24 protein-coding genes and 1 pseudogene are annotated in these 26,776 nt (G+C 63.2%); 14 read left to right on the top strand and 11 right to left on the bottom strand.

All coding sequences use genetic code 11. The features are described from left to right. The first annotated feature begins 9 nt into the window (after window positions 1-9). Genes BLQ92_RS35950 through BLQ92_RS35965 form a run of 4 tightly spaced genes read left to right on the top strand, consistent with a single transcriptional unit; the run spans window position 10 to window position 5,175 of the window. Window positions 10-1,515, top strand: a complete 1,506-nt coding sequence (locus tag BLQ92_RS35950; RefSeq protein ID WP_090694888.1) for an aldehyde dehydrogenase — start codon at window positions 10-12, stop codon at window positions 1,513-1,515. 17 nt (window positions 1,516-1,532) lie between these two features. Beyond that, window positions 1,533-2,498, top strand: a complete 966-nt coding sequence (locus tag BLQ92_RS35955; protein WP_090694802.1) for a VOC family protein — start codon at window positions 1,533-1,535, stop codon at window positions 2,496-2,498. Continuing rightward, entirely contained in the window at window positions 2,491-3,747 is a 1,257-nt protein-coding gene (locus BLQ92_RS35960) for an NAD(P)/FAD-dependent oxidoreductase (protein ID WP_090694806.1), read from the top strand. The genes BLQ92_RS35955 and BLQ92_RS35960 overlap by 8 nt, the downstream gene beginning before the upstream one ends. 24 nt (window positions 3,748-3,771) lie before the next feature. Next, on the top strand, window positions 3,772-5,175 hold the full coding sequence (locus BLQ92_RS35965) for an MFS transporter (RefSeq protein ID WP_090694809.1): 1,404 nt from the start codon (window positions 3,772-3,774) through the stop codon (window positions 5,173-5,175). A gap of 97 nt (window positions 5,176-5,272) precedes the next feature. Here BLQ92_RS35965 and BLQ92_RS35970 read toward each other — a convergent pair whose 3' ends face one another. After that, window positions 5,273-5,734, bottom strand: a complete 462-nt coding sequence (locus BLQ92_RS35970; protein WP_090694813.1) for a GNAT family N-acetyltransferase — start codon at window positions 5,732-5,734, stop codon at window positions 5,273-5,275. Window positions 5,735-6,243: 509 nt separating this feature from the next. Between BLQ92_RS35970 and pdxR the strand changes: the two genes are divergently transcribed. Next, window positions 6,244-7,743 (top strand): MocR-like pyridoxine biosynthesis transcription factor PdxR, encoded by a 1,500-nt coding sequence (gene pdxR / locus BLQ92_RS35975; protein ID WP_090694816.1) that lies wholly within the window; start codon window positions 6,244-6,246, stop codon window positions 7,741-7,743. Between the two features lie 75 nt (window positions 7,744-7,818). On the opposite strand, the gene BLQ92_RS35980 is transcribed toward pdxR, so the two are convergent. From BLQ92_RS35980 to BLQ92_RS35990, 3 genes are all read right to left on the bottom strand, one after another. Beyond that, entirely contained in the window at window positions 7,819-8,022 is a 204-nt protein-coding gene (locus tag BLQ92_RS35980) for a DUF3562 domain-containing protein (protein ID WP_090694821.1), read from the bottom strand. Between the two features lie 164 nt (window positions 8,023-8,186). Beyond that, entirely contained in the window at window positions 8,187-9,248 is a 1,062-nt protein-coding gene (locus BLQ92_RS35985; RefSeq protein ID WP_090694825.1) for a DMT family transporter, read from the bottom strand. 93 nt (window positions 9,249-9,341) lie between these two features. Next, a complete protein-coding gene (locus BLQ92_RS35990; RefSeq protein WP_090694828.1) occupies window positions 9,342-10,250 on the bottom strand; it encodes a LysR family transcriptional regulator in 909 nt (302 codons plus the stop codon). A 160-nt stretch (window positions 10,251-10,410) separates the two neighbouring features. Here BLQ92_RS35990 and BLQ92_RS35995 point away from each other — a divergent pair, with 160 nt between their 5' ends. Together BLQ92_RS35995 and BLQ92_RS41540 are read left to right on the top strand one after the other, a co-directional pair. Continuing rightward, entirely contained in the window at window positions 10,411-12,000 is a 1,590-nt protein-coding gene (locus BLQ92_RS35995) for an MFS transporter (protein WP_090694831.1), read from the top strand. A gap of 78 nt (window positions 12,001-12,078) precedes the next feature. Next, window positions 12,079-12,252 (top strand): annotated as a pseudogene (locus tag BLQ92_RS41540) (DUF1295 domain-containing protein); the annotation flags it as partial. 96 nt (window positions 12,253-12,348) lie between these two features. Here BLQ92_RS41540 and BLQ92_RS36000 read toward each other — a convergent pair. After that, window positions 12,349-13,272, bottom strand: a complete 924-nt coding sequence (locus BLQ92_RS36000; protein WP_090694834.1) for a LysR family transcriptional regulator — start codon at window positions 13,270-13,272, stop codon at window positions 12,349-12,351. Between the two features lie 174 nt (window positions 13,273-13,446). On the opposite strand from BLQ92_RS36000, the gene BLQ92_RS36005 reads away from it, so the two are divergent. From BLQ92_RS36005 to BLQ92_RS36020, 3 genes are all read left to right on the top strand, one after another. Further along, window positions 13,447-14,784, top strand: a complete 1,338-nt coding sequence (locus tag BLQ92_RS36005) for an MFS transporter (RefSeq protein ID WP_425194903.1) — start codon at window positions 13,447-13,449, stop codon at window positions 14,782-14,784. Between the two features lie 26 nt (window positions 14,785-14,810). Next, the gene (locus BLQ92_RS36010) at window positions 14,811-15,878 is read left to right on the top strand and encodes a hypothetical protein (RefSeq protein WP_090694841.1); all 1,068 of its coding nucleotides are present in this window, start codon (window positions 14,811-14,813) and stop codon (window positions 15,876-15,878) included. A 1,106-nt stretch (window positions 15,879-16,984) separates the two neighbouring features. After that, window positions 16,985-17,776: a class I SAM-dependent methyltransferase gene (locus BLQ92_RS36020; protein WP_090694892.1), complete on the top strand. Its 792-nt coding sequence runs from the start codon at window positions 16,985-16,987 to the stop codon at window positions 17,774-17,776. Window positions 17,777-17,834: 58 nt separating this feature from the next. Here BLQ92_RS36020 and BLQ92_RS36025 read toward each other — a convergent pair whose 3' ends face one another. The 4 genes from BLQ92_RS36025 to BLQ92_RS36040 all read right to left on the bottom strand — a co-directional run bounded on the left by BLQ92_RS36025 (window position 17,835) and on the right by BLQ92_RS36040 (window position 20,565). Continuing rightward, window positions 17,835-18,764 (bottom strand): copper resistance D family protein, encoded by a 930-nt coding sequence (locus tag BLQ92_RS36025; protein ID WP_175772162.1) that lies wholly within the window; start codon window positions 18,762-18,764, stop codon window positions 17,835-17,837. 2 nt (window positions 18,765-18,766) lie between these two features. Then, a complete protein-coding gene (locus tag BLQ92_RS36030; RefSeq protein WP_090694851.1) occupies window positions 18,767-19,144 on the bottom strand; it encodes a copper resistance CopC family protein in 378 nt (125 codons plus the stop codon). 10 nt (window positions 19,145-19,154) lie between these two features. Continuing rightward, window positions 19,155-20,081, bottom strand: coding sequence for a hypothetical protein (locus BLQ92_RS36035; protein WP_090694855.1), 927 nt, complete (start codon window positions 20,079-20,081; stop codon window positions 19,155-19,157). Between the two features lie 103 nt (window positions 20,082-20,184). Next, window positions 20,185-20,565 (bottom strand): DUF2946 domain-containing protein, encoded by a 381-nt coding sequence (locus BLQ92_RS36040; protein ID WP_090694859.1) that lies wholly within the window; start codon window positions 20,563-20,565, stop codon window positions 20,185-20,187. Here BLQ92_RS36040 and BLQ92_RS40345 point away from each other — a divergent pair. The 4 genes from BLQ92_RS40345 to BLQ92_RS36055 all read left to right on the top strand — a co-directional run bounded on the left by BLQ92_RS40345 (window position 20,564) and on the right by BLQ92_RS36055 (window position 24,513). Beyond that, window positions 20,564-20,737: a hypothetical protein gene (locus BLQ92_RS40345; RefSeq protein ID WP_175772161.1), complete on the top strand. Its 174-nt coding sequence runs from the start codon at window positions 20,564-20,566 to the stop codon at window positions 20,735-20,737. The genes BLQ92_RS36040 and BLQ92_RS40345 overlap by 2 nt on opposite strands. Before the next feature lie 296 nt (window positions 20,738-21,033). After that, window positions 21,034-21,636, top strand: a complete 603-nt coding sequence (locus BLQ92_RS36045; protein WP_090694862.1) for a cytochrome b — start codon at window positions 21,034-21,036, stop codon at window positions 21,634-21,636. Between the two features lie 85 nt (window positions 21,637-21,721). Next, entirely contained in the window at window positions 21,722-23,173 is a 1,452-nt protein-coding gene (locus BLQ92_RS36050) for a glycosyltransferase family 2 protein (RefSeq protein ID WP_090694865.1), read from the top strand. 149 nt (window positions 23,174-23,322) lie between these two features. Then, window positions 23,323-24,513, top strand: a complete 1,191-nt coding sequence (locus tag BLQ92_RS36055) for an aromatic ring-hydroxylating oxygenase subunit alpha (RefSeq protein ID WP_090694872.1) — start codon at window positions 23,323-23,325, stop codon at window positions 24,511-24,513. A gap of 73 nt (window positions 24,514-24,586) precedes the next feature. On the opposite strand, the gene BLQ92_RS36060 is transcribed toward BLQ92_RS36055, so the two are convergent. Together BLQ92_RS36060 and BLQ92_RS40480 are read right to left on the bottom strand one after the other, a co-directional pair. Further along, complete coding sequence (locus BLQ92_RS36060) at window positions 24,587-25,831, bottom strand: MFS transporter (RefSeq protein WP_090694876.1); 1,245 nt, start codon at window positions 25,829-25,831, stop codon at window positions 24,587-24,589. 611 nt (window positions 25,832-26,442) lie between these two features. After that, complete coding sequence (locus BLQ92_RS40480; RefSeq protein ID WP_218133061.1) at window positions 26,443-26,652, bottom strand: hypothetical protein; 210 nt, start codon at window positions 26,650-26,652, stop codon at window positions 26,443-26,445. Between the last annotated feature and the right edge of the window lie 124 nt (window positions 26,653-26,776).

The following is a 26,776-nucleotide window of genomic DNA, read 5'->3' on the forward strand; positions in this document are numbered from 1 at the left end:
ATGACCGACATGACTCACTTCGATACCAGCCTCGTGCCCACCGGCGATATTTTCATCGGCGGCGAATGGCGGCAGGGGCGTGGCAACCCGTATAAAAGCCTGTATCCGGCGGATCAGTCGGTCAACATGGAAATCTCGACGGCCAACGCCGACGATGCTCGCGACGCGGTCGAAGCTGCGGACGTAGCATGGCGCAAGGCGGATTGGGCCGGTCTCAAGCCGCATCAACGCGCGCTGATCCTGTACCGGATCGCCGACCTGATCATGGCGCGTCACGAAGCGCTGGCGAATCTGCAACGGCGCGATAACGGCAAGCCGATCGGCGAAACACGCGTGCTGGTGGCAAGCGCGGCCAACACGTTCCGCTACTTTGCCGCTTGCCTTGAAACGCTCGATGAAGAACTGACGCCTTCGCGCGGCGACTACATGACGATGAGCGTGCATGAGCCGATTGGCGTGATCGCGGCGATTACGCCGTGGAACTCGCCGATCGCCTCGGATGCGCAAAAGCTCGCACCCGCGCTTGCTGGTGGTAACGCGGTGGTGTTGAAGCCTGCTGAAGTCACGCCGCTGGTCTCGCTCGCTTTGGCGCGCATCTGTGAAGAGGCGGGTGTGCCGAAGGGCGTGCTGAGCGTACTGCCTGGCAAAGGCTCGGTGATCGGTGACGTGCTGGTGCGCCATCCGCTCGTGAAGAAGGTTTCGTTTACCGGCGGCACGGAAGTGGGCCGCGGCATCGCCCGCATCGCTGCCGACAAGCTGATGCCCGTGTCGCTCGAACTGGGCGGAAAGTCGCCGACCATCGTGTTCGATGACGCGGATCTCGATCACGCCGTCAACGGTGTCCTGTACGGCATCTTCAGCTCGTCGGGCGAAGCATGCATCGCAGGCTCGCGCTTGTTCGTCCAACGCTCGATCTACGACGCCTTCATGAAGCGTTTGACCGAAGGCGCACGCAAGCTGCGCGTCGGCGATCCGTCACAACCTGAAACGCAAATGGGTCCGTTGATTACGCCAGCGCATCGCGAATCGGTGGAACGGTATGTCGCTTTGGGCCTGGAAGAAGGCGGACGCCTGCTGTGCGGCGGCGAACGGCCGGTGGGCGACGGACGCGAACAGGGCAACTTCTATCAGCCGACGATTCTCGACGGTCTGTCGAACAGCGCTCGTATCTGCCAGGAAGAAATTTTCGGACCGGTGCTGGTAGCGATGCCCTTCGACGACGAGGCCTCGCTGCTCAAGGAGGCCAACGACAGCGTGTTCGGTCTCGCCGCCGGCATCTGGACGCGCGACTACAAGCGCGCCTGGCGCGTTGCCCGTGCGCTCGAAGCCGGCACCGTGTGGATCAACACCTACAAGCTGTTCTCCATCTCGACGCCGTTCTCCGGCTGGAAAGAGAGCGGCATGGGCCGCGAGAAAGGGCGCCTCGGCATCCGCGAATACATGCAACAGAAGAGCCTCTACTGGGGCTTGAACGACGCGCCGCTGGCGTGGGCTAATGCGCCCCAGGCGAACTAAGTAACACGAGGCACGACATGACGATTCTCGGCATTGAACAGATTACCTACGGTGTAACGGACCTCGAAACCTGCCGGCGCTTTTTCGCCGACTGGGGTTTGAAAGAAGTCTCCCACGACGAGACGCGTGCCCGCTTCGAATCGCTGAACGGCTGCACGGTTCTCGTGGTCGATTCGAACGATCCGTCGCTGCCGCCTGCTTTCGAAGAAGGTCCGACGTTGCGCGAAGTGACGTGGGGTGTAGCGACGCGTGCTGAACTCGATGCGCTGCGTGGCCGCTTTGCCGGTCAACCGGGTCACTTTGAGAACGACAACGCCGTGGGTTGTATCGACCCGAACGGCATGGCGATTCGCGTTGAGGTGACACGTAAGCGCGAAGTCGAAACGCACGGCTCGCCGTCGAACGTGTGGGGCCAGACGCTGCGCGTCAACCAACCCTCGCCGATCTATGAACGCGCGGAGCCGGTGGAAGTCGGGCATGTGGTGTTCTTCACGAATAACCTGGCCGAGACGGAGAAGTTCTATCAGGAGATGCTGGGCTTCGAGATGTCGGACCGTTATCCGGGCCGTGGCGCATTCCTGCGCTGCGCGCCGCACGGTGGCCATCACGACCTGTTCCTGTTGGCGCTGCCGAACGGCAAGCGTGGCCTGAACCACGTGGCGTTCACGGTGCGCGATATTCACGAAGTGTTCGGCGGCGGCATGCATATCAGCCGCTGCGGATGGGATACGCAGCTCGGCCCGGGCCGTCATCCGGTGTCGTCGGCTTACTTCTGGTACTTCCAGAACCCGGCCGGCGCGCTGATCGAGTACTACGCGGATGAAGACCAGCTCACGCCCGAGTGGCAGCCGCGCGACTTCGAGCCGGGTCCGACGGTGTTCGCCGAATGGGCGATCGATGGCGGCATCGACGGCAACACCCGCCGCCAGAAGAATGCGAAGGCGCCGGAAGGCAAGTTCATGACGGAGCGCAAACATGACTGACGCTGCTGCATCAAACGGACACGCAGCCTTGGAGGCACCCCGCACGATCGTCGTGATCGGCGGTGGCCAGGCAGCCGGTTGGGTCGTGAAGACGCTGCGCAAGGAAGGCTTCGATGGCCGCCTTGTGATGATCGCCGATGAGATCCATCTGCCGTATGAACGTCCGCCGCTTTCGAAGGCGGTGCTGGCAGGCGAAGCGGACATCGACAGCGTGCGCCTCGTCAAGCCGGACGACTTCGACGCGCTGAATATCGAAGCGTGGCAACCGGACACGGCCACCTCGATTGACCGTGTGCAGCGCATCGTCCGCACGCAGTCGGGCCGCGAAGTGCAATACGATCGGCTGGTCATCGCCACGGGCGGTGCGGCGCGCCGCTTGCCGAACGCGCTGGTGAAGACCTCGAACATCGCATACCTGCGCACGCTCGATGAAGCCGTCGCGCTGGGCGAACGCCTGCGGGCGAGCCAGCACGTGCTGGTAATCGGCGGCGGCTGGATCGGGCTGGAAGTGGCGGCGACCGCGCGCAAGCTCGGCGTGGCCGCGACGGTAGTCGAAGGTGCGCCGCGCTTGTGTGCCCGCTCGGTACCGCCGGCGATCTCGGATTTCCTGGTTGAACTGCATCGGGCGAACGGCGTGGATGTGCGCCTGAACTCGGGCCTCGTCTCGCTCGACGATCACCCGAACGACGCTCGGCGCGTGCGCGCCACGCTGGCCGACGGCACGACGCTCGACGCCGATTTCGCCGTCGCCGGTATCGGCCTCACACCGCATACCGCGCTGGCAGAAGGAGCCGGACTCGCGATTGCGGACGGCATTGTGGTCGACCACTTCGGCGCAACCTCGGACCCGCGCATCTTCGCGTGCGGCGACGTGGCAAACCATCCGAGCGCGTGGCTGAAGCGCCGCGTGCGGCTCGAATCGTGGGCGAATGCGCAGAACCAGGCCATCTCCGCGGCGAAGGCATTGCTCGGCGTATTCGAGCCCTATGCGGATATTCCGTGGTTCTGGTCCGATCAGTACGACGTCAACCTGCAGATTCTCGGCGACATTCCCAACGACGCACAACTCGCGGTGCGCGGCGATCTGCCCGGCAAACGCGCGACGCTTTTCTACGTGGAAGACAGCGCGATTCGCGGGGCGATTGCGATCAATACACCGCGCGATTTGAAACTCGCGCGCAAATGGATGAACCAGGGCCGCACGATCGACCTTGCAACTCTGACTGACGCCAGCACGGCGCTCGCGTAACTCTTTTCGGACGGCGACAACGGCATGAGAACCATCGACAACACTATGGGGGACCGCAGCGGCGCCGGTGTCTCAGGCCCTGTGACCCGGGGCTCGATCATTGCGCGCCTGGAACGCTTGCCGGGTAACGCGATGCAGGTCCGCGCGCGGATCCTGATCGGTCTCGCAACGTTCTTCGACGGCTTCGATGTGATCGCCATCGCAGCGACGCTGCCAATCCTGATCCAGAAATGGGGGCTCACGCCGTGGGAGATCGGCTTTCTGATCGCATCGGGATCGATCGGGCAACTGGTGGGAGCGTTCGTGTTTCCCTGGTACGCGGAACGCAAAGGGCGAGTGCGTGCGATTGCGTTGAGCTCAGGGATTATCGGCGTGACGAGTATTGCGTGCGGCTTCGCGCCGACGTTTGCGGCGTTCGTCGTGCTGCGGATCATTCAGGGCTTGGGTCTTGGCGGTGAGTTGCCGGTGGCGGCCACCTATATCAACGAGATCAGCCGCGCGCATGGCCGTGGCCGCTTCGTACTGCTGTATGAAATCGTTTTTCCAGTGGGGTTGCTGGCGTCAAATGCGTTGGGCGCCTGGATCGTGCCGCGCTTCGGCTGGCAGGCGATGTATTTCATTGGCGGCTTGCCATTGATTCTGTTCTTCGTGTTGCGCAAGCTGGTGCCGGAGTCGCCGCGCTGGCTGGCCGAGCGTGAGCGGATGGCCGATGCGGATGCCGCCGTGCTGGCATTCGAACGCGCGGCTAAGGGTCCGCTCGCGCCTGTCGAACATGCAGCCGAGTTCGATGCGCTGGCGAACCGTCATCCGAAGCGCCGGATGGGCGATCTGTTCGGGCCGGCTTATTTGAAGCGCACGCTGGCAGTGGCGATGCTGTGGGTGACGTGCGGCTTTATCCAGTACGGTCTTTCCACCTGGCTGCCGACCATCTATCGCACGGTGTATCACGCGCCGTTGCAACTGGCGCTGAACCTGGCGGTGGCGGCTTCCGTGCTGGGCGTGATCGGTTCGCTGACCTGTGCGTTGCTGGTCGACAAGGTGGGGCGCAAGCCGATTATCAATCTGTCGTTCGTGCTGTGTGCGGTGTCGTTGGCGCTGGCGGGTGTGTTCCACAATTCGTCCGTGTATGTGGTGGCGACCTGCTGCGCGTTTGCGCTGGGCTTCCTCGCATGCGGCTTCATCACGGCATATGTGTACACGCCGGAGTTGTATCCGACCAGCATTCGCGCGTTTGGTTGCGGCGTGGGCGGTGCGTGGCTGAAGGTAGCGGCGATCTTCGCACCGGCGATCGTGTCGAAGACGATGGTGGGCGGTCATCTCGACGTCGCGTTTTATATTCTTGCCGCGGTGCCGTTCCTGGCGGCGCTGACGGTGCACTTCCTCGGGATCGAAACGAAGGGGAAGGTATTGGAGCAACTGGAGGCTTAGGTAAGGGCTGGGTAGTTGCAGCTGAGAAGGGTAGGGCGCACCGGTGGGGGTGCGCCCTTTCTATTTGCGTCTCTCGTTGAGGTGTCCCCGCCCGCCTCTACAACGCCTTCCGATACACCACAAACCCCGACCTGTCCGCGACGCCGTCATAGAGCTTCATCGCCGTCTGGTTCGTCTCATGGGTTTGCCAATACACGCGCTTCGAACCGTGCGCCTTAGCCTGTTCATAGACAGCTTCGATCAGTGCCCGTCCAACGCCCCTGCCACGCTCGCTCTCCAACGTATAGAGATCCTGCAGGTAGCAGGTCGGCCCCGCCGCTATCGTGCTTCGATGATAAAGATAGTGGACAAGTCCGAGCAGTTGCCCGTCGCGCTCGGCGACCATCGCATGCATGGGCTCGTAGCCGTCGAAGAAGCGCGTCCATGTGAGAAGCGTGATGTCGCGGGGCAACGCCGTTTCACCTGAACGTCCGTAGAAGGCGTTGTAGGCGTCCCACAGCGGCAGCCAGGCCGGAAAATCGGCGGGGGTCACTGGACGGATCTGGATCGGGTGAGTCATGGGAGGGAGTCCTTGTCAGGGTGCTTTCAAACATGGAAGGGCCTGAGTCGTTTTTCGCCGGACGCCTACGGTTGGGTCGAACAGGCGAGCAGGGCGGCAGCAAACGTCTGGTCTTGAGTGTCATGATCCCTGGGCTGCGGCGCTGCCCGTCGTGCGCTCGCCGATACCGTTAGCGGTGCGCCAGAAGCCGCAAGGCAAGCATCCAGTCGCGCAGTGGCCTCCTTCGCGGGATCCATACTGTCATAAGCCAGCGCGAGCAAGACAAAAGCGACCACCCACGCGACCCATTTAACGCGTACATGGCGTCGTGGCGCTGTCGACGCATCACGGGCATGCGCAGGTTCAGTGAGAGCGGAGGTGTCCATGGCGGCGGCCCTTTCGGTTAACGGGCCGCGCTCGACGCTCGGACCATCGTCCCGGCGGCCTGCAGTGCGACCATGCCGTCAGCTTAAAAAATTTGTGGCACCATTGTTAGCTCCACAGAAGCACAACAATCTGGAGCCACGGATTTGGACTACGGCCTGTTAATGTCGAACTTCGCGAAGCAACTGGGCGGCCGCAAGCTCACGCAGCAGAAGTTGTTGTACGAAAGCCTGCGCCGCGCGATCCTCGACGGCGATATCCGGCATGGCAGCCAACTTGTCCCCACCCGCGCGCTTGCCGAGCAGTTGGGCATTGCCCGCAATTCCGTGCTTTACGCCTACGAGCGGCTCACCGAAGAGGGGTTCGTCAGCACCAGCCGTCACGGCTCGGTAGTGAGCATGGTGAGCCGGGCGGCTGTGCCACCGGCGCCGCAAGTCGATCGCGCCGGCGTTCCGCTTAGCCGCTTGTCACGACGTGTCGCCGCTCTGCCGCGCGAGCGGACCCGCGCCGATGACCCCGCGCCGTTTCGTCCCGGTGTGCCCGCGCTCACCGAGTTTCCGATGGCGCAATGGCGCAACTCCCTGGAGCGCGCGTGGCGTTCGCTCGACCCGCGTGAACTGGATTACCGCAACAACGCGGGGCATCCTGCCTTGAGGCGAGCGATTGCCGAATATGTGCGGGTATCGCGCGGCGTGCGGTGTTCGGCCGAGCAGGTGTTCATTACCTCGGGCACGCAGGCGAGTCTCGACCTGTGCGCCTGCATGCTGGCCGATCCAGGCGAGCGCGTCTGGATGGAGGACCCAGGCTATAACGGTGCGAAGTCCGCGTTCCGGGCGGCTGGATTGAGCCTTGAACCCATCCCGGTCGACGCCGCTGGCATTGCACCGACGCAGGAGCACTGGCAGCGCACACCGCCTCATCTGATCTACATCACGCCTTCGCATCAGTACCCGCTCGGCAGCGTGTTGAGCCTCGAGCGGCGTTGGTCGATCATCGAGCACGCAATCGAACGCGGTGCGTGGATCATCGAGGATGACTACGATAGCGAGCTGCGGCACAACGGGCCACCGTTGCCATCAATCCAGGGGCTGACGGAGAACGCACCCGTCATCTATCTGGGCACCTTCAGCAAGACCATTTTTCCGGCTCTGCGAATGGGGTTCATGATCGTGCCGGCTCATGTAGCTAAGGAAGTCGAGGTTGCGCATAGCGAGATCGCCCGCCAGGGGCGAGTGGCGGAGCAGATCGCTTTGGCGGACTTCATCGAAAGCGGCAAATACGCGCGCCATCTGCGGCGCATGCGCCGGATGTATCAGGAGCGCCGCGCGGCACTGGTCGCTGCGCTCGAGCGTCACATGGCAGACCTGGTCACCATCTCGTCGGATAGCGGCGGCATGCATCTGACGGTCCGTCTCGATGCGCCGCTGGTCGATGCGGATGTGACGGAGGTCACGCGTGCGCACGGGCTGACCATCGCATCGCTCAGCACGTACTGCGATGCGCGTACGGATAGCACCCGGTACAACGGTTTTATGCTGGGCTATGCCAGCATTCCCCCCGAGGACGCGGATGGTTTGGTCGCACGGCTTGCACAGATCGTGCGCTCGCTGAGCGGCGAGCGTGCCGCAAGCTCCGAACATGCGTGAGCATGCCGCGCTCAACGGCGCGACATGGATCAGAGAACAGGCAAGCTGCTGTACGAAACCTGCCGCACCTCGGCGCTAAATTTTCCGGTTCGCCGTTCGGCGCAGCGTGTCGCGCACTTTCTTGGCCACCAGCAGTGGCATGTAATCGAACACGCGGGCGTCAGTCTTATAGTCGGCCAAAGTGTCGGCGTAGATCTTCGAGACCGTTTCCGTGGGGGTATTGGTTTCCGCGGCGATGGTCCGTACAACTTCGTCAACGTTGGGCTGGTGCTGAGCCATGTGGATCTCCGGGTTTGGCAGGGGGGTGCCGCAAACGACAGGATTTCCATTAGAGGACGAGGCCGGCCACCATGCCAATTGAATCGTCCTATCAAGCGCCTGCTACAGGCCCCGTTTTGCTTGCGATCGCGAAAGGGTGCGATCGCAAGACGCGATTTGTCTGCTCAATGCGAGTGGCGATGATGAATATCTGGGAAATGCGCATGCGTGTGCGTGATTGGTGCATGACGGTGCGGATGCGCATGCGGTTCCTCGCCATCCCAGGCGAAGTCATGCACGTGTTGATGATGCTCGTCATGGCGGTGCCGGTGATTGTGATCCAGCTCGTGATGCGTATGCGGATGATCGTGGCGCTCGCGGATATGTAGCCAGATGCCGAATGCCATCAACGCCGCGGCAACCCAGAACAGCAGCGGCGGCATCTCGGGCCAGAGGATCAGCGAGATCGTCACGCCGAACAGGGGCGCGACTGAGAAATACGCGCCGGTGCGCGCCGTGCCGAGATTACGCAGCGCGAGTACGAACAGCACCAGACTGATCCCGTAGCCAGCGAAACCGGTCACCATCGCGGCCGCCATCGTGCCGAGATGGGGAAGCTTGGCGCCGAGCAACAAGGCAATCACGAAGTTCACCGACCCGGCGACCAGTCCCTTCAGGCAGGCGATGACCATCGCGTCGTTGGTCGAGACTTTGCGCGTCAGGTTGTTGTCGATGGCCCAGCATGCACAGGCTGCGGCCACCAGCAGTGCGCCGAGCGGCAGACCCGTCGCTCCCGGGTGCCAGGATAGTGCGACGCCTCCGGCCACGATCGCCACCATGCCTAGAAACACCTGCAGGTCGACGTTCTCGCGAAACACCACCCACGCGATCACCGCGGTGAAGACGCCTTCGAGGTTCAGCAGCAGCGAACTGGTGGCGGCCGGCGTGGCGTTCAGTCCCAGCATCAGCAGGGCAGGGCCGGCGACCCCGCCGGTGGCGATTGCGCCAAGCAGCCACGGGACTTCGCGCAAATGGATCTGGCCTTCATTGGCGCGCTCGTCGGTGCTCAGTCTCATGCGGCGCACGAGGATCGTGATGGCCAGGCCGATGCCGCTGCCGAGGTAGAACAGGCCCGCCACCATGAACGGCGAGAGCGTGCCTAGCAGGGCTTTGGCAAACGGCGTCGTCGCGCCGAACAGGGCGGCGGCGAGTAGTGCGGTGAAGGGCGCGTTGAAACGGGCGGACATGGTTTTGACAGGTCTCGATGCTGGGCGGCGCGTGGCGGTGGCGCGGTGGATCGGGCTGGGTGGAGGGTAGTGTAGCAATCTACGCGACGCGCACTAACTAACCCCCACCTTCGACTCCGCAAACAACCGCTCCGACAGAAAATCAACCCAGGCCCGCAGCTTCGGCGACAACTGCCGGTTCGACGGCCACAGCACCGAGAACTGCCCAGCTTGCGCCAGATGTCCAGCGAGCACCGCTTGCAACGCGCCGCTTTGCAACGCATCGCGGGCAAGGAAGTCCGGCATGTAGGCAATGCCGAGACCGAGTTCCGCCGCCGCGCGCATCGCCTCCATGTTGTTGCAGATCATGGCGGTCGGAAAGCGCTCCACGGTGTCTTCGGGCAAATCGCGAAAGCGCCACGGTTCCAGTTTGCCCGAGGTCGGAAAGCGAAAACGCAGGCAGGCATGTTGCGCCAGATCGCCGGGCACCTGCGGCATGCCGTGCCGTTGCAGATACGCCGGCGACGCGCACAGCACGAAGCAGAACGGCCCGAGCCGCTTGGCCATCAGTTGCGAATCGTCCAGCGGGCCGCTGCGGATGGCGGCGTCGAAGCCGCCTTCGATGACGTCGACCAGGCGATCGTTGAAATCAAATTCGAGGTCGATCTCCGGATAGCGCGCGGTGAACTCGGGCAGGATCGGCAACAAGAAGCGGTAGCCGATGGTGGGCAGGCTCACCCGCAGGCGACCGCGCGGCGTCGCTTTGGCCTGCAGCATCATGGTTTCGGCGTCGTGCACGGCCTCGAGGATCTGGCAGCAGCGCTCGTAGAAGCGCTCGCCGTCGTCCGTCATGCTGACGCGCCGGGTGCTGCGCTGCAAAAGCCGCACGCCGAGGTGCTGTTCGAGGCGCGCCACGCTCTTGCCCACGGCGGACGCCGACAAGCCCAGCCGCTGCGCGGCGCCGACAAAGCTCGAAGCCTCGACCGTATGGACGAACGCGATCATGCCGGTGAGGTTTTCCATGGCGTCATTCGAGAATTTTTGTCCGGATTAAGCCAACTCTAGCAGTATTTATCACGTTCGATTCCGTAATTAGACTGGGCTGACCCGATTTTCACGATGTCTGTGCTCATGCCTGTTGCCGACTCCGCTCGTGCGGCAGGCTGAACCTCAAGGAAGCCCTATGTCTGATTCAATTGCTCACAGCGCCTCGCGAGCTGCTACCGTGCTGGCCGCAGTCTGCGTCGCGGCGGTGATTCTGCCGCTCAGTTTCTCGGCCGGGGCCATCGCCACGCCGGCGATCGGCCGCGCGCTGGGCGGCGGCCCGGTGGCGCTCAACTGGATAACCAACGCCTTCATGCTCGCCTTCGGCAGTTGCCTGATGGCTGCCGGCACGCTGGCCGACCGCTTCGGCCGCCGCCGGGTGTTCCTCGCCGGGGTGAGCGTGTTCTCACTGATGTCGATGCTGCTTGCCCTCGCACCTGGCACCGTCTGGGTCGACCTGCTGCGCGCGGCGCAAGGCGTCGGCGCCGCTGCCGCACTGGCGGGCGGCTCGGCGGCGTTGGCGCAGGAGTTCGACGGTCACGCCCGGACCCGCGCCTTCAGCCTGCTGGGCACCACCTTCGGTGTCGGTCTTGCATTCGGCCCGGTGCTGGCCGGCGGTCTGATCGAACTGTTCGGCTGGCGCGCGGTGTTTGTCTCGACCGCATTGCTCGGCGCGCTGGCGCTGCTGCTGGCGGCGCCCGGCATGCCGGAGACGCGCGACCCGCACGCAGCCGCCGTCGATTGGCCCGGCATGGCGAGCTTCACGGCGGCGCTCGGCCTCTTCACGGTCGCGATTCTGGAAGCGCCCGATCTCGGCTGGGGCGATCCGGTGATCGGAGCGCTGTTGGCGGCCGCCGCCGTCGCGCTCGTCGCCTTCGCACTGATTGAGCGGCGCAGCGCGCGGCCGATGCTCGATCTCTCGCTGTTTCGCTACCGTCGCTTTGTCGGCGTGCAACTGCTGCCGATTGCGACCTGCTACTGCTTCGTGGTGCTGCTCGTGATCTTGCCGATCCGCTTTGTCGGCATCGAGGGGTATGCGCCGCTCAATGCCGGTCTGATGATGATTGCGCTCTCGGCGCCGATGCTCTTCATGCCCATGCTCGCCGTGCGTCTGACCCGGCACGCCTCGCCTGGGCTGATCTCCAGCCTCGGCCTGCTGATCGCGGCAGCCGGCTTGCTTTGGCTAGGGGGCGTGCCGGTGGGTGCAGAACCTGTCGCACTGCTGGTGCCGATGGCGGTGATCGGGATTGGCACCGGCTTGCCGTGGGGCTTGATGGATGGCCTGTCGGTCAGCGTCGTGCCGAAGGAGCGTGCCGGCATGGCAACCGGTATCTTCAGCACGACCCGTGTGGCGGGCGAGGGGCTCGCACTGGCGATGGTCAGCGCGGCGCTGGCCGGTTTTGCGGCAGCGGGTCTGGCGCCGCTTGCCGCCACGCTTGCGCGTTTCGCGCCAGGCGCGATGGCGGGCGCGAGCGGTTCGCTGCGCACGCCGATCGATCTGGCCGCGCAGCGGCTCGCCACCGGCGACCTCAGCGGCGCCGCGGCGATATTGCCAGGTGTCCCGCTGGTGTTGCTCCGGCAGCACTACGCAGACGCGTTTCATCTGCTGACGTACGGCTTGGCGGCCATCACCGTGTTGGCTGCGCTCGCGACACTGCGCTATCTAGGTGTGGGCGAGCGCCAGTCGACCCCGGTCGCCAGCGCTACGGCCTGCGACGACGCGAGTTGATCGCTGTATGGCGTAAGCGCCGCATCCGTTCCGCGTCTGCCTGCGTATAAGCGGGTATCGCCATCGAACGAGAACGTCATGCCGCCTGTCGTCGCCGCCGTGATTGCGTTGATCGGACTCGTCCTCGTGTTTTCCGCCGTCTGGGTGTGGCAACTGAAATCGGCAAACGCGGGCATGGTCGATCCGGTCTGGGCGTATTCGCTCGGTGGCCTCGTTTGGGGCGTGCGTCTTGGGACGCATCTGTGGCGGCGTTGTTCGCCTATGCGAACGGCAACGAGTGGGGGGTTGGGCACTATCGCTTTGAGAAGCGTTAGTCTCTGGCGACCCTACCCTACCCGGGGCGGGCGGCTAGCGCTGTTGCGCCTGGGCGAATTCAATCACCGTCTGAGCAAAGCGCGTCGCGGCTGGATTGCCGGAATCGCGGTGCGTGACCAGATGCAGCGGTGCGGTGATCGCAGCCTCACTATCGATCGGGCAATACACCACGCTTTCCTGCTGGTAGCGCTGCATCGACGCCGGCACCAGCGTCACGCCGGTGCCGGCCGCCACCAGATTGATCGCGCTCAACATGCGCGGCACCTCGCTAGCGACACGCGGTTTGAAGCCGGCCGCTTCGCAGGCGTCGATGAAATCAGCGTACATGCCACGCGCGCCGGGACGGCGCACAAAAATAAACGCTTCGTCGGCCAGTGCATCGAGCGCGACCGGACGCATCCGGCCTGACTTGCTGCGCCCCTTCAGCAGACGATGTCCCACCGGCAGCACCAGCACCATGCTCTCCTCCAGCAGCAGATCGAAGCGCAGTTCCTCGGGTGTGTCGCTCGGCTTGCGCAGGATAGCGGCGTCGATGCGGCCGCTCACCATCCGCTCGATAATCTCTGCGGCGTTGATTTCGTTGAGATCGATGGCGATGTCCGGGCAGGCCTCACGGAACGCGCGGATCGCGGCCGGCGCGAGCGGATGAAACGCCGATGAGCTGGTCAGCGCGATCCGCACCGAGCCGATCCGGCCGTCCGCGATGCCTTTGCCTTTCGCGACGGCCTGGTCGAGCGCCTGCAGGACGGCGCGCGCATCGTCGGCAAAGGACGCGCCGGCCGAGGTTAATTCGACGCCGCGCGCTACCCGAGTGAACAGCGCGAAGCCGATTTCACTTTCGAGCGCCTGAATCTGCTGCGACAGCGGCGGTTGCTGAATATGCAGCTTCGCGGCGGCGCGGGTGAACTGCCGCTCGTCGGCCACTGCCAGGAAGTAACGCAGATGCCGCAATTCCATCGCAATGCCTCATATATGTGAAACGTATGGCAGGGTCGTTTGATCGGTATTTTACATTTACCGCGATCGACCGTACGCTTGAGGCATAAACAAGACGTTTCGCAACCATGTTGCATGGGACCGGAGTAAGTGCTTCGCACCCACTCCGGTCGACATAGGAGACCCATGGACTCGATGCTTTCCGCCGCGCAGTCACCCGCGCATCCCACCTCCATGCCGGCGGCCTCGCAGGTGCGGCGGGCCGTGATCGCCTCGGTGATCGGCAACGGTCTCGAGTGGTTCGACTTTCTCATCTACGGCTACTTCGCCAAGACCATCTCGCATGTGTTCTTTCCGGTGGGCAACGCGTTTCTGTCCACGGTGCTGACGCTCGCGACTTTTGCGATTGGCTTCGTCGTCAGGCCGCTCGGCGGTATTGTGCTGGGCGCCTACGCCGACCGCGTGGGGCGGCGGCGCGCTTTGTCGCTGCTGATCCTGCTGATGGCGGCCAGCACGCTGTTGATGGGCCTGACGCCCGGCTATAGCAGTATCGGTATTGCCGCGCCCTTGCTGGTGCTGCTCTCGCGAGTGCTGCAAGGCCTGTCGGTGGGCGGTGAGTTTGCTACGGCAGCCGCGATGCTGTCGGAATACGCGCCGCGCGGCAAAAAGATGTTCTACGGCAGTTTCCAGATGACATCGCAGGCGTTCGCGTTGCTGCTGTCGTCGGCGTGCGGGTATCTGCTGACCACACATCTGGACCGGGCGTCGCTGGAATCCTGGGGTTGGCGCGTGCCGTTCCTGCTTGGCGCGCTGATCGGACCGATCGGCTTTTACATCCGCCATAAGGTGGGCGAGTCGCCGGAATTCCTCGAGCTACGCGAGCGGCTCGGGCATGCACCGCGCCAGTCGATGCGGCAGTTCTTGCGCGAGCGCAGCGATGCGTGCCTGTGTGCGATGGGCGTGATTATCGTCGGCGCGGCGACCAATTATCTGTGGCACTCCTTCTTGCCGCTGTATGTCGAGCGCCAGTTGCATCTGCCGCTGAAGAACGCTTTGCTGGGCACGGCTGTCTCGGGTCTGATCAGCATCGTCGCGTATCCGCTGGCGGGCAAGCTCGCGGATCGTGTCGGCGCCTGGCGAGTGTTCTTCCCGGTTGTGGTGATATGGGCAGTGATCGCGTATCCGCTGTTCGCGTGGGTGGTCGCACAGCCGACGGCGGAACGCCTCTTCACCGCGCAGATGATCGCCACGCTGGTGTTGAGCATCATGTCCGGCCCGCATCCGGGGATGCTGACGCAACTCTTCCCGACGGCGACGCGTTCCACCGGCGTGGCGCTGTCGTACAACATCGCCGTCACGCTCTTCGGCGGGCTGGCGCCCTTGACCGTGACGACGCTGATCAGCCTGACTGGTTCGAATCTGGTGCCAGCGTATTACCTGATTTTTGCGGCGATCGTCTCGCTGTTGCTGGTCGGACTGAGCCGCTCCGGGCGGCGCTTATGGCGCGATCCTGATGCCGTGCCGCACGACTAATTTCCTTCCTTCACGTTGATTCGACCATGACGGATTTCAGTACCCACGAGCCGGCGCGACCACGCAACGAATACCCGGTGCGCGAAGTCGCCAGCGGACGCTTGCGCGTCAGCACGGCGCGTGGCTTCGGCTCGGTGCCGGTTTATCGCTCCGCGGATGACGCGTCGGAGATGCGGGTGAGCCGCGTCGTCATCGTGCTGCACGGCCGGCTGCGCGACGCGGATGCGTATCTGTTGTCCGCACAACGCGCCCTGGCCGCGGCTGATGTGAGCGCCGCCGACACCTTGCTGCTCGTGCCGCAGTTTCTCGCCAGTGCGGATATCGCGGCTCATGGTCTCGATCAAGACACGCTGCACTGGGACTGGACAGGCTGGATGGGCGGTGACGATGCGCTCGGGCCGGCACCGCTCAGTTCGTTCGATATCCTCGATAGTCTGGTCGAAGCGCTGGCGGACCGCTCGCGCTTTGGTACGTTGCGCGAGGTAGTGATTGCTGGCCATTCGGGCGGCGCGCAGGTGGCGCATCGTTACGCGGTGGTGGGGCGTGCGGCGGCGTTGCTTGAGGAGCGAGGCGTTCATTGCCGCTATGTGATCGCCAATCCGTCGTCGTATGTGTATTTCGACAACCGCCGTCCGGATGGCGAGAGCGGATTTAGTCCCGTTGACGAACACGCCTGTGCCGGCGTCAATACATGGAAGTACGGCATTCATCAACCGCCGCGATACGCGAGTGGCGCTGCGTTTGAGGTGCTCGAACAACGTTACGCTCGCAGCGACGTGATCTATCTGCTCGGCGAGGCCGACTGCGACCCTCAGCATCAAGCGCTCGACCGTTCGTGCGCTGCCAATGCGCAAGGGCTGCACCGGTTGGCGCGTGGGCGCGCTTACTTTGCCTACTTGAGTAGCCGGCATCCGCAGCTTGCGCATCGCTGCTGGCAGGTGCCGGGCGTTGGGCATAACGGGCAGGCGATGTTCAACTCGGTTGAAGGGTTATTGGCGCTGTTTGATGCGCAGGCGCGTGCGGACAGTATGGGGGCAGGCGGAGGTGCGTCAGAAGGTCAGGCTTTTACAGCCGAGGGCGGTGCGATAGAGTGAGCGCTTTGTTGGGTGATTTGCGCGCCACGGCGGGCCGACCTATTCCGGAAACAGCCACTAACGTCGAAGCGGTGCCTCTGTTTAATGTGATCCACGAGCACCTGCGTGGTGTTTCCCCTTGTTGATGGTTGATTTCATGGTCTGTACTCCATAAGAAGGCCGCAATGCAGACGATATCAATAGATAAACATCTATGACGTCAACATTGACATTCACCAACGTCAATTTATCTTTCAGACTTTTTTAATATAGCTTCCAGATCGAAGAAGTTAGGCTCGCGGAAATAAGTATTTCAACCCCGCAGGAGTCTGAGGAGATGGCAATTTTCTATGGCGTCGTCGAAGGCGACCCACTTGACAGCGTAGAAGGCAGCTATGTTTCCACGTCCAGCCGCTGTTGCAACATACAGGGTACGGACGGCAAGTATCGTCAGTTGGTTTTTATAGGCGATGACGCATGGTGTAACGCGTGCAAGAGCACGGGTGTGATTGTTCGCGGCGCGAGTCTCCCTGACTCGATGCGTTTTCTTGACCTGACGTCCGGGGCAGGCGCCAGGCCGTAGGCGGAGATAGGGTCGATTACAAATGCGCGCAACCCCCGCAGATCATAGCGACCTACGCTGTTCATAAGAACATCATGAGAGTGTTAGCGGGGTTCCTTGTGGGAATAATCTCATCTAGCCTCGTTTGTTGGGGGGCGTTATTTTTCTGGGGAACAGTTGTTTTGCGCGGCAAAGGTAGTCTGTTCGACACCAACCCGACAATCGCTAACGCTTTCTTTGTATGCTGGGGCGCGCTTTCTGTCATCTGCGGAATAGCGGGCGCGCGATACGCTGGTCACAAGGCTAACAGACGCTGGAAGGGATAGGCTACGCGTCAACTTTCGTTGGCGGCCTGTCCGGCTTGAAGTGCGGTGGGCCGCCCCCTCCAAATCGTGTGAGTGCTGCATTGAGGCGCGGCCGCTTACTGTCAGTGCTGCGCGGCTACGGTCTCGTGTACCGCCGCCTCGACAGCGAACGCCGCGCAGCGGCATACTTTGCGAGCTGCGCGCCGCTCAACGTCCCCGCTCCACATCCCACCACCGCGCGGCTTTCACCGGAACCGCCCATGAGCACACCGATCCCCTTCGTACCCGATCGCTTCAAGAACAACGCCGCTTACTACCTGGGTGGCCGCCAGGCCTATTCGCCACGGCTGATCCGGCGCGTGGCCGAATCATGCCGGCTCGACGGCACGCAGCGCCTGCTCGATCTCGGCTGTGGACCGGGGCAACTGTCGCTGGCGTTCTCCACGTGGATCGACAAGGGCGTGGCCCTCGACCCTGAGCCGGAGATGCTGCGCATCGCCGCGGGTCTGGGACTCGGTCTCGCACCGAACATCGAACACCGCCTCGGCAGTTCCTACGACCTGTCGCCGGCGTTCGGCCGCTTTCAGATCGCCGTGATCGGCCGCGCATTTCACTGGATGGACCGGCCCGATACGCTGGCGCGGCTGGATCAGCTCATCGATCCTGCTGGCGCGTTGGTGCTGTTTGCCACCTCGCATCCCGACGATCCCGCTACGCCGTGGCATGCACAATACCGCGCGCTGCTCGACGATTACTCGCAAACCGATCCGGCGCGCGAGCAGCGCAAATCCGCGGGTTTTGAAAATCACGAAACCGTGTTGCTGAGGTCGGCGTTCGCGTCGCTGGAACGCGTGTCGATCATTGAGAAGCGGCGCGTGACACTTGATTCACTGATCTCGCGGGCACTGTCGATGTCGAGCTTGTCGCGCGAGCGCCTCGGCTCGCGGCTCGATGAATTGCTGGAGCGTGTGCGCAGCTTGCTCGAAGGTCACGCCGCCGATGGCTGGCTCGAGGAGCGCGTCGAGTCCACCGCGGTGATTGCGCGGCGTTGAGCGATAGGGAGGGAGGCGCCGGCGCGTTGTAGTCTCCGCGCCGGCGTGAACGATTGTTTTAGCCGCCCGACGGCGAGGTGTGGCCTAGCACGCCTGCGATAGCCAATACCGCCAGCATGGCGATGGCCTCGACGGCTAGTAGCCGGTCGAAGCTGCGCTGTGCATCGCTATAAGCCTGCCCGCCATCGGCCGCAGTGTGCTGCAGGCGCGGCAGATAGATCATGCGGTTGTAGCCGCCCAGCAGCACCGCGGACGTGACGAACAGTAGCTTGAGCGTCAGCACGCGGCCGTACAGCACGCTGAGCAACGGTGCGGTAAGGTGCGCCGTGTCCTGAGTCGCGTTATAGATACCAGTCACGATGACCACCGCGAGCGCGCCCGTTGCCAGATGCGACAGGTGCGTGCAGAACCTCACGCGGCTGGCGGACTCACTGGACGCCGCTTCGGAGGCCGCCACCCCCCAGCGCCACAGCAGCGGTGCTGCAGCAATCACGCTGCCCGCCCACAACGCCGTCGCCCCGAGGTGCAGCACATGCACGGCTTCGCGCAGCGTGAAATCGCCGGCGTCGGCGGCGTGACTGGCGGCGGCCTTGCCCGCCAGATAGATCACCATGCCCGCTGCCGCAAGCCACCATGCCGCGCGGCTGTGGCGGACACCGGCGAGGCACGCGAGCACCACACCGGCGAAGCCCACCGACCACGCAATCCCGAAGTGCGACTGCGTCAGCACGGCGCTCACTGCTGCACCGGCCTCACTGAACGACGAGCCGCTCATGACGGCTGCCTCCAGCCAGAGGAACAGCATGCAGGCAAGCGCGAGCGCGCCGAGAGCGCCGAGTCGCAAGCGGCCGAGCGCAGCCGAAGCTGCCGGGCAGCCCTGATGTTGCCGCCCAAGCATCGCACTGCACACGAGTGCCCCGGCCGCCACCGCGAACAGCAGATCCTGCGCAGACTGGACGACGATCTGTACGGCGACGAGCGGATCCACCCTTACTTCACCGTGAAGGTGTAGTGACCTTGGGTGCGGTGTCCATCTTCTGCGACCGCGACCCATGCGACCGTGTAGTCACCCGGCGTAAGCGGGTTCAGCGTCACCGACATATGCTTCTTGTTCGAAGAATCGACGACGGCCTTGGCGCTCGTCACCGGCTTGCCCTGCGCGTCGGTCACGGTGATCGAGCTGAAGGCCGGTTCAAGGCCGTCGTCGAAATCGATCGCCACGTCCTTTTGCGAGGTGGAGACGGTTGCGCCAGCGCCCGGCGCCTGGTGGGTCGGATAGGCATGAGCGTGCGCGAGTTGCGCAACCGTTAGCGTCAGCGCGGCGACGAGGCCGCGCGCCAGGGATGAATTTACGAGAGCGTTTTTCATTGGGTTGAATTTAGTTGAAGAGCGGCTTGCCAAGCGAGTTGGGGAAGATGTCGTCGAAATACAGGTGAGCGTCGAATAGTACGCCTACGTGATTGCCGGTCAGGTGATTGACCGGGATCGTTGCTTCGACGCCGAACTGACCATAGCGGTTCAGCCACAGAAAGCCCGGGTTGACCGTGCCAGTGGTTTGACCGGCGCACGCGCCCGCCGTGCAGGTGCTCATCGGCGCTTCGACAACGAGGAACAGGTTGTTGAACGGTTGCGGGATGCCGAGATCTTTCACCTGGCTTTGCAGGTAAGGAATGCTGTACTGCAGCGTGAGACCCCAGCCGAACGAATTCGGCCCATTGGCCGACGAGGCCGTGGTCAGGTTCGGCCCGAGCTGACCGGTGATGGCGAACGGCCGCAGGTAGCTGAGCGAGGCCGGCAGGTCGCCGAATCCTTTGCCGAAATAGAAGCTCGGCGTCAGCGTCGAATACGAGCTTGCGATCGATTTCGAACCGGTGCCGCCAATCTCTGCGAGCAGGCCGATCGAGGTCATGAATTCGTGGCGCGCATTGGCGTAGATCATGTATTTCGCGCCGACCGTGATATTGTCCCAGCCCTTCGCCGAGCCGCCGTTCGGGTCGTTCTGGCTAACGTAGTCGCTGGCGATGCTGAACGCGAGGTTCTTGGTGATCAGCTTGTCCCACTCGTACGACGCGGTATTGACGTTCATGTTGTCGCCGCTGTCGTCCGGGGTCTTGGTGTGACCGAACTGGGCATCGAATTCGTCGCCGACGCCGGGGTCGTCCACCGTCAGCGTGGCGGGGAACACGCGGTCGCCCACCACCGCGTGGGCTGAAGCAGTCGGCGAACCGGCGAGGCAGGCGGCGCCGGCCGCCGCCATGAGGGCGGCGCGTGCGGGCGCCGCGTGCCGTTTGAAAAGCGTACGCATGATCTAATCCTTCTCCAATTGTCTTGATGCGTCACCGCGTACTGATGCGGCGACATCCCGCAGCTGCTCGTGCAGCGCGGATTCTGTTCAGGTACAGAGCGACTTAGGAGAGGACCGGCGGTGCTCGCGGCTGGGCAGCCGTGTAGACGAGGGGTACGTGGACGGTATCGCGCGTAACGGCGATGGGTGCGCGCGCAACCGATAACGCGGCGATAAAGACTGAGGCCGTGCCCGGCAGGACCGGCGCGTGGGCCAGCATGCCGCAATACGCGCAGGCCTGCCAATGGTAGGCGGAAGAGGGCGACGACTTGCCGGTGCGGGCGGCCTGGCTATTGTCCGGGTCCGCGGAGCAGTAGCTCGCCAGTGCCTGGCCAAGCCGGTCATGTGCGGCGAGCGCCTGCGAAACAGTCGGCGCAAGCGTACTCATCAGGATTGCGAGCAATCCTAGCAAGCTGCCGATTTTCTGTAGGCGAAGACGAAACATGCTGCGCGCCGGGCACGAGGAAGAAGCGATGATTGGCGCAGATTATGCCACGCAGGCCGAAATGAACAGATGCGAAAACCACATGCCGGGCATCTTTACCATGTTGTTTCCGGGTGCAGGCTATAGACACCAGGTGGCAGCAAACGCCTTGCAAATCCGTTGCGCGCTGTAAGCCGTTTTATAGGAAGATTGCGGCTTTTCGGCTTTCGGCGGCACGGGCAGTAGCCAGGGGTCACCACCGGGCGGTGCCGGACAGGCATCCGGGCTGCCGCCGAAATGTTTGGAAATCATTGATTCGCGGAATATGAAGCAGGCTGGGAATAAACCGCTGCGCCGCAGCGTTAGCGTGATAGCCGCTGTATCGTTGTACGCGAACCTTTGCGCTTTTAAGCTGCTTGATTGACCGCCGGATTGGTTTTTATTTCAAATAGCTTTCGCACTCGAGCATTTTTTCGGACGGAATTACCGATGAGCACTCAGGCCAACTCTCCGCTTACCGATACGACCAGCGTACAGGCGGTATCGCGCTACACCCGCACGGCAATGCTGCTGCACTGGATCATCGCGATCCTGATTATCTGCAACGTGGTGCTCGGGCTTAGCGCCGACTCGCTGCCTGACGACTGGGTGCGGCCGGTCATCGATACCCACAAGTCGATCGGCATCACCGTGCTCGGCCTCGTGCTGCTGCGCGTCCTGTGGCGTGTCTCGCATCGGCCGCCGCCGTTGCCGTCTGCGTTTCCATCGTGGGAGCGTGTGGCCGCGCACATCGCGCACTTCCTGCTGTATCTGCTGATGATCGGCCTGCCGCTCTCGGGCTGGCTGCACGACTCGGCCTGGAAAGATGCGGCGACGCATCCGATGCGGCTCTTCAACCTGGTCTCATGGCCGCGTATCGGCTATGTGATGAATCTCGATCCGACGCTCAAGGAAACCCTGCATGACCGCTTCGGCGCCTTGCACACCTGGCTCGGCTACGCGCTGTACGCGCTCCTCGCGATGCACGTGGGCGGCGCGCTCAAGCACGAGTGGATCGATCGCAAGTCCGTCTTGAAGCGCATGATTCCCTGAGGACGGGGGGCTTGCCACGCATGCTCGAACTCCAAACTCGAGCGTTGAACCTAACCACGCGGTATCCACAGATTCAGTAGCTATTTTGAAGAGAACTCTGGAACAAGCCCTCGCGCTCGCCTCGCCTCGTATCGTGCCGCGCCCGACCACGTTGTTGAGTACGCTGATCCATTTCAGCGTGGTCGTACTCTGGTTGCTGCTGTTCGCGCGGGCGTTTTTTCTGCAAGGCGTGGTGGCGTGGTCTACCGGTATTGCCTACGTGCTCTACGACACCTTGCTGCTCGCCTTCGTCACGTTCAAGACGCTGCCGCTGATCCGCCCACCCGTGCCGCTCGACCCCGATTTGGACCAGCGCAGCTTGCCGAGCATGGGCGTGATCGTCGCCTCGCACAACGAGGCGGCCGTGCTGCCTGTGACGCTGGCTGCGCTCTTGCGTCAGACCCACGGCCTCGCACAGATCGTGATTGCCGACGACGGCTCGACGGACGGCACGGGCGCGCTGCTGACCGAGCGCTTCGGCCTCATCGCGGCGCCTGAAGGCGAACTGAGTGCACCGAGTTCGCTATATTCGAACCTCTATTGGCTGCGGGTGCCGCATGGCGGCAAGGCGCGTGCGCTCAACGCGGCCATCATGGAGATGACCACCGAGACGGTGATGACCGTCGACGCCGATACGCTGCTTGATGACGACGCAACTTATGCGATGCGTGTTGCATTCGCGAGCGAGCCGAAGCTCGTGGCGGCGGCGGGCATCCTCGTGCCGGTCTGCGGCAAAAACGTGTCGGGCCGGGTGTTCCAGTGGTTCCAGACCTACGAGTACATGCGCAACTTCGTCGCGCGCTTTGCGTGGATGCGCGCCGACAGCCTGCTGCTGATCTCCGGTGCGTTTGCCTCGTTCAAGCGCGAGGCGCTGGTTGAGGTAGGTGGCTTCGACCCGCAGTGCCTGGTGGAAGACTATGAACTGATCCATCGGCTGCGGCGCTATTCGGTCGATCATGGGCTCGGCTGGGATGTCCGCGTGGTGGGCGACGCCCAAGGGCGAACCGATGCGCCCGGCACCCTCGGCAGTTTTCTGCGGCAGCGCCGCCGCTGGTTTGCGGGCTTCCTGCAGACCCAGTACTGGAACCGCGACATGACCGGCAACCCGCGCTACGGCACGCTCGGCATGCTGATGCTGCCGGTCAAGGCGATCGACACGATGCAGCCGATCTACGGCCTGACGGCATTCGTGCTGTTGCTCGGCTTTCTGTTCGGCGGACACGAAACGCTGGTGTTGTCGATCTTCGGCGTGATCGGCGCCAAGACCGCCATCGATCTCGCGTACTACCTGTGGTGCATCCATCTGTACCGCCGCTGGACCGGTCAGCGGGTCGGCTCGAACCTGTGGCTCGCCATGGCGGCGGCGATTGCCGAGCCATTCACATTTCAGCTGCTGCGGCATACCGGCGCCCTGATGGGGTGGCTGCACTTTTTACGGGGTGGCCGTGTCTGGGGCGCGCAGCGCCGCTCCGGGCTGGTGGCCACGGACGAAGGCTAAGCGCCTCCACGGGCTTGCCTGGCGGGAAACCCTATGCGTGGTTAAAAACATCAGGTCCGCACCTTCTAGTAGACTGAGTTCCATGACGGTTCGCCGCTCGACCCTTGGCGGGCCCACCCAGGTTTTCAGGCTACAAGGAGGCATCGCCCATGCATGGAGTTCCTTCGCTGGATAGCAACACCATCGATGCACCGACCGAGGCACCCAACGAGACGCCAATCGATTCGCCTGCCGACGACGCATCCGCAGAGGCGTTCACCGGTTCGCCGGTGCGTGACCTGCGCCGCGTGCCGATTCACCCCGACTACTGGTATCCGCTCGCGTGGTCGCACGAGGTCAAGCGCGGCAAGGCCCATGGCGTGACCTTCGCCGGCGAGCCGATCGTGCTGGTGCGCACCGAGTCGGGCGTGGCGTTCGCGCTGGAAGACCGCTGCGCACATCGCCAGGTGCCGTTGCACGGCGGGGTGGTGGAGGGCGAAACGATCCGCTGTTGCTATCACGGCTGGACCTACGACTGCACAGGCCGCTGCGTCGATATTCCCTATCTGGGCCGCGAGCGTTTGCCCAACGGCGTGCGCTCGTATCCGTGCCGCGAGGAGCAGGGGCTGATTTTCGTGTTTCCAGGCAATCCTGCGCTGGCCGAGGAACGGACGCTGCCGCCGCTCGCTTCATTGGGCGACAAGGCGTACAAGACCCGCCGCTTCGGCCGCGAAGTGAAGTGCCATTACTCGTTCATGCATGAAAACCTGATGGACATGAACCATCAGTTCCTGCACCGCAAGCAGATGGGGCAGATGCGTGCGCGTTCACTTGGACGGCGGCGCGGCGAGGGCTGGGTGGAGGTGGACTACACGTTCGCGCGGATGGCTGGCGAACAGCCGATCGGCGAGGCGCTGGTGTTCGGTCAGAGCCGCAAGGGTACGCAAGGCGCGGACAAGGATGTGATGACCATCCGCACCGAGTATCCATATCAAACGCTGCAGATTCGCACGACGGATTCGACGCTCGTGATGAACCTGTGGATTGTGTATGTGCCGCTCGATCGCGAGCAGCGCACCAATCGCACCTTCGGCCTGCTGTCGATCCGCAAGCCGGGCATTCCGGTCCTGCTGGATATGGCATGGCCGCTGCTGGTCTGGTTTACCGAGCGCATTTTCAAGGAAGACCGCTGGATCGTCGAACGCGAACAGGAAGCGCATGATCGCCAGGGTGCCGACTGGAACCACGAGGTGTTCCCGGTCATCAACGACCTGCGCGCACTGCTGCGCGAATGCGGTGCGGCGCCCGAAGCGGGGCATTTCAAGGGCGTGCGCATCGGGCCCGCCGAAGCGACCACGTAGTGAGGCCGGCTTGCGCCGACGTCATCGGGCTGTCACTCGGCTCGGTGCCGGCGCCGCTAGGCCTCACTCTCACTCACTCGCCTTCGACTACACCGGCTTCCGATAAGCCCGGCTCACGCGCGACGCGGGCCGCGCGGCGCTTTCGCCACCAGGGCCCGGCAATCGATGCCGTAGCGCCGATGGCGCCCATCGTCAGCGACAGCACCACGATCAGCAAGCCGGTATGCGCGCGGCTGGCGAACACGCCGACCAGCAATCCGGCTAGCGGCTGCGTCAGGTTGTTCAGCAGGATGATGACGCCCGTGGTCTTGCCGTAGTCCTTGGGCGGAATGATCTTCTGGCGGGCGCTGCGGATATACACGTTGAACATCTTGTCGAAGCCGATAATCAGCACGAAGCCGACTGCATAGCCCCACGCGCCGGGACTCGCGCCGGCGATCAGGCCGCCGAGGCAGATCGCCAGGAACGCCAGCAGCCCCAGCGTTCTCCTTGAAAACGAGGCCCGCGCGATGGTCAGCAGGATCAGCACGGTGGCGACCGCGCCAACAGTCTGCAGCACCGCGTAATAGCGTCCCGATTGATGATGAATACCGGTGACCATCGCGGCGGAGGTGGCGAGCGTCACGCCGATCACGAGATTTTCGGCGGCAGCCAGCAGGATGACTTTCTGCAAGCCGGGCAGATGCAGCACGTGCTGCACCGCCGTTCGCATCGGCTGGGTCCAGTGACCTTGCGGCGGTTCAGGCGTGGCGGCCTGAAAGCCGCTCATGCGCTGCCACACCAGCAACGCGCCATCCGCGAGCAGGAACAGCGCGCCGCTCGTGGCCACCACGAACTCCCAGCGCCACCAGCCGAGCAATAGCGCGGCGGCCATCGGGCCGAGCACCACGCCGAGCTGATCGGCCAGCTGCGAGAGCGCCAGCACGCGCTCGAACTTATGCGCCTTGAAGATCTGCGGCAGCATGACCTCGCGCGCCACGAAACCCTGGCTGGTCAGGATGCCGCAGGCGGCGGACAGCGCAATCAGCCAGCCGATTCCACCAAAGAGCGCATAGCCGGTCACCCCCGCAATACAAACGACGGCCCGGTACATCTGACTGATACGCATCAGCTTGAGCGGCGAGAAGCGGTCGCTGAACGCGCCGAACAAGGGGAAGAAGAGGTAGCGCGGCAATGCCTCGATGAAAAAGGCGATGCCCGACCACGAGACCTTCTGGGTCGTCTGGAATACGACGAGCGGCACCAGGAAGAGCAGAATCTGGTCTGCTAGCCGTGCGAAGAATAGCGAGCAGAAAAAAGCCTGATGGTTGACGCGCACGGTTCCTTACCTGTTGTTTACAGTGCCATGGGGCCGCCAGAGTGTCCCGGGCAGACTGAAGGATACGCCTTGTGTTGGTTCAGGCCGTCTTTGGCGTGAACAGTTGCATAAAAGCGTGGTCGCACGGCCGCAGCCAGGTGTCCGCGCTACCGCTCCTCAAGCATGTATTTGAGTGCGGTGATCCGATCATTCCGAAAAGCACTTCTTAATGTCCGTTTTCGACGGATGAAATTGACTTAACTAAGGACTGCAGCAATCTGCATTCCCAAAGAGCGTCGCTTGCGCTTCATTTCAGGGCTTGGCTAAATAGCCCATCAGAAGTTCTTGCAATAATCATAAGCAGGGGTCGAAGAAATGAAACGCCTGATTGCGATGCTATTTCCCGTGGCAGGGGCAATGTGCAGTACTGCTAACGCTCAAAGCAACCTGACGATCAACGGTACCACCTATACTTACTGCGCCAGCGAGAACCAAAAGTGCTCGTTTACGGGCACCGCTATGGTCGTGTTCGGCACGACGAGTCCTTCGCTGATGTACGACATCAATGGACCGTTCACGAATGGCGTGCAGTGCACAAACGGTGTGGTGTCCGCCACGGATCCGGCCTATGGCTATACAAAGAGCTGCTGGTACGGTCCGACGACGGGCACGCCGGCACCTACGCCCACGCCGGCCGGTTCGCTTGTCAAATGCGCGAACGAGAATGCTTTCTGTTCATTCAGCGGCACCAAGCCGGTCACGTATGGCGGCAGCACGACCGCCAACAACGTGACCGAGACGTTTACCAATGGCGTGACGTGCTCCAACTCGGCGTTTGGCAAGGACCCCGACTTTGGCGTAACGAAGTCTTGCTGGATTCCTTCTTCGACTACGAGTGGGACGCCGACACCGACACCGACGCCGACACCGACGCCGACACCGACACCGACACCGACACCGACACCG

The organism is Paraburkholderia phenazinium, assembly GCF_900100735.1.
GTDB classification, from domain to species: Bacteria; Pseudomonadota; Gammaproteobacteria; order Burkholderiales; family Burkholderiaceae; genus Paraburkholderia; species Paraburkholderia phenazinia.

Excerpts from the sequence above, each read along its gene's own strand:
- BLQ92_RS35950 (WP_090694888.1), top strand. The coding sequence starts at position 10 with ATGACTCACTTCGATACCAGCCTCGTGCCCACCGGCGATATTTTCATC.
- BLQ92_RS35955 (WP_090694802.1), top strand. The coding sequence starts at position 1,533 with ATGACGATTCTCGGCATTGAACAGATTACCTACGGTGTAACGGACCTC.
- BLQ92_RS35960 (WP_090694806.1), top strand. The coding sequence starts at position 2,491 with ATGACTGACGCTGCTGCATCAAACGGACACGCAGCCTTGGAGGCACCC.
- BLQ92_RS35965 (WP_090694809.1), top strand. The coding sequence starts at position 3,772 with ATGAGAACCATCGACAACACTATGGGGGACCGCAGCGGCGCCGGTGTC.
- BLQ92_RS35970 (WP_090694813.1), bottom strand. The coding sequence starts at position 5,734 with ATGACTCACCCGATCCAGATCCGTCCAGTGACCCCCGCCGATTTTCCG.
- BLQ92_RS35980 (WP_090694821.1), bottom strand. The coding sequence starts at position 8,022 with ATGGCTCAGCACCAGCCCAACGTTGACGAAGTTGTACGGACCATCGCC.
- BLQ92_RS35985 (WP_090694825.1), bottom strand. The coding sequence starts at position 9,248 with ATGTCCGCCCGTTTCAACGCGCCCTTCACCGCACTACTCGCCGCCGCC.
- BLQ92_RS35990 (WP_090694828.1), bottom strand. The coding sequence starts at position 10,250 with ATGGAAAACCTCACCGGCATGATCGCGTTCGTCCATACGGTCGAGGCT.
- BLQ92_RS35995 (WP_090694831.1), top strand. The coding sequence starts at position 10,411 with ATGTCTGATTCAATTGCTCACAGCGCCTCGCGAGCTGCTACCGTGCTG.
- BLQ92_RS36000 (WP_090694834.1), bottom strand. The coding sequence starts at position 13,272 with ATGGAATTGCGGCATCTGCGTTACTTCCTGGCAGTGGCCGACGAGCGG.
- BLQ92_RS36005 (WP_425194903.1), top strand. The coding sequence starts at position 13,447 with ATGCTTTCCGCCGCGCAGTCACCCGCGCATCCCACCTCCATGCCGGCG.
- BLQ92_RS36010 (WP_090694841.1), top strand. The coding sequence starts at position 14,811 with ATGACGGATTTCAGTACCCACGAGCCGGCGCGACCACGCAACGAATAC.
- BLQ92_RS36020 (WP_090694892.1), top strand. The coding sequence starts at position 16,985 with ATGAGCACACCGATCCCCTTCGTACCCGATCGCTTCAAGAACAACGCC.
- BLQ92_RS36030 (WP_090694851.1), bottom strand. The coding sequence starts at position 19,144 with ATGAAAAACGCTCTCGTAAATTCATCCCTGGCGCGCGGCCTCGTCGCC.
- BLQ92_RS36035 (WP_090694855.1), bottom strand. The coding sequence starts at position 20,081 with ATGCGTACGCTTTTCAAACGGCACGCGGCGCCCGCACGCGCCGCCCTC.
- BLQ92_RS40345 (WP_175772161.1), top strand. The coding sequence starts at position 20,564 with ATGCTGCGCGCCGGGCACGAGGAAGAAGCGATGATTGGCGCAGATTAT.
- BLQ92_RS36040 (WP_090694859.1), bottom strand. The coding sequence starts at position 20,565 with ATGTTTCGTCTTCGCCTACAGAAAATCGGCAGCTTGCTAGGATTGCTC.
- BLQ92_RS36045 (WP_090694862.1), top strand. The coding sequence starts at position 21,034 with ATGAGCACTCAGGCCAACTCTCCGCTTACCGATACGACCAGCGTACAG.
- BLQ92_RS36055 (WP_090694872.1), top strand. The coding sequence starts at position 23,323 with ATGCATGGAGTTCCTTCGCTGGATAGCAACACCATCGATGCACCGACC.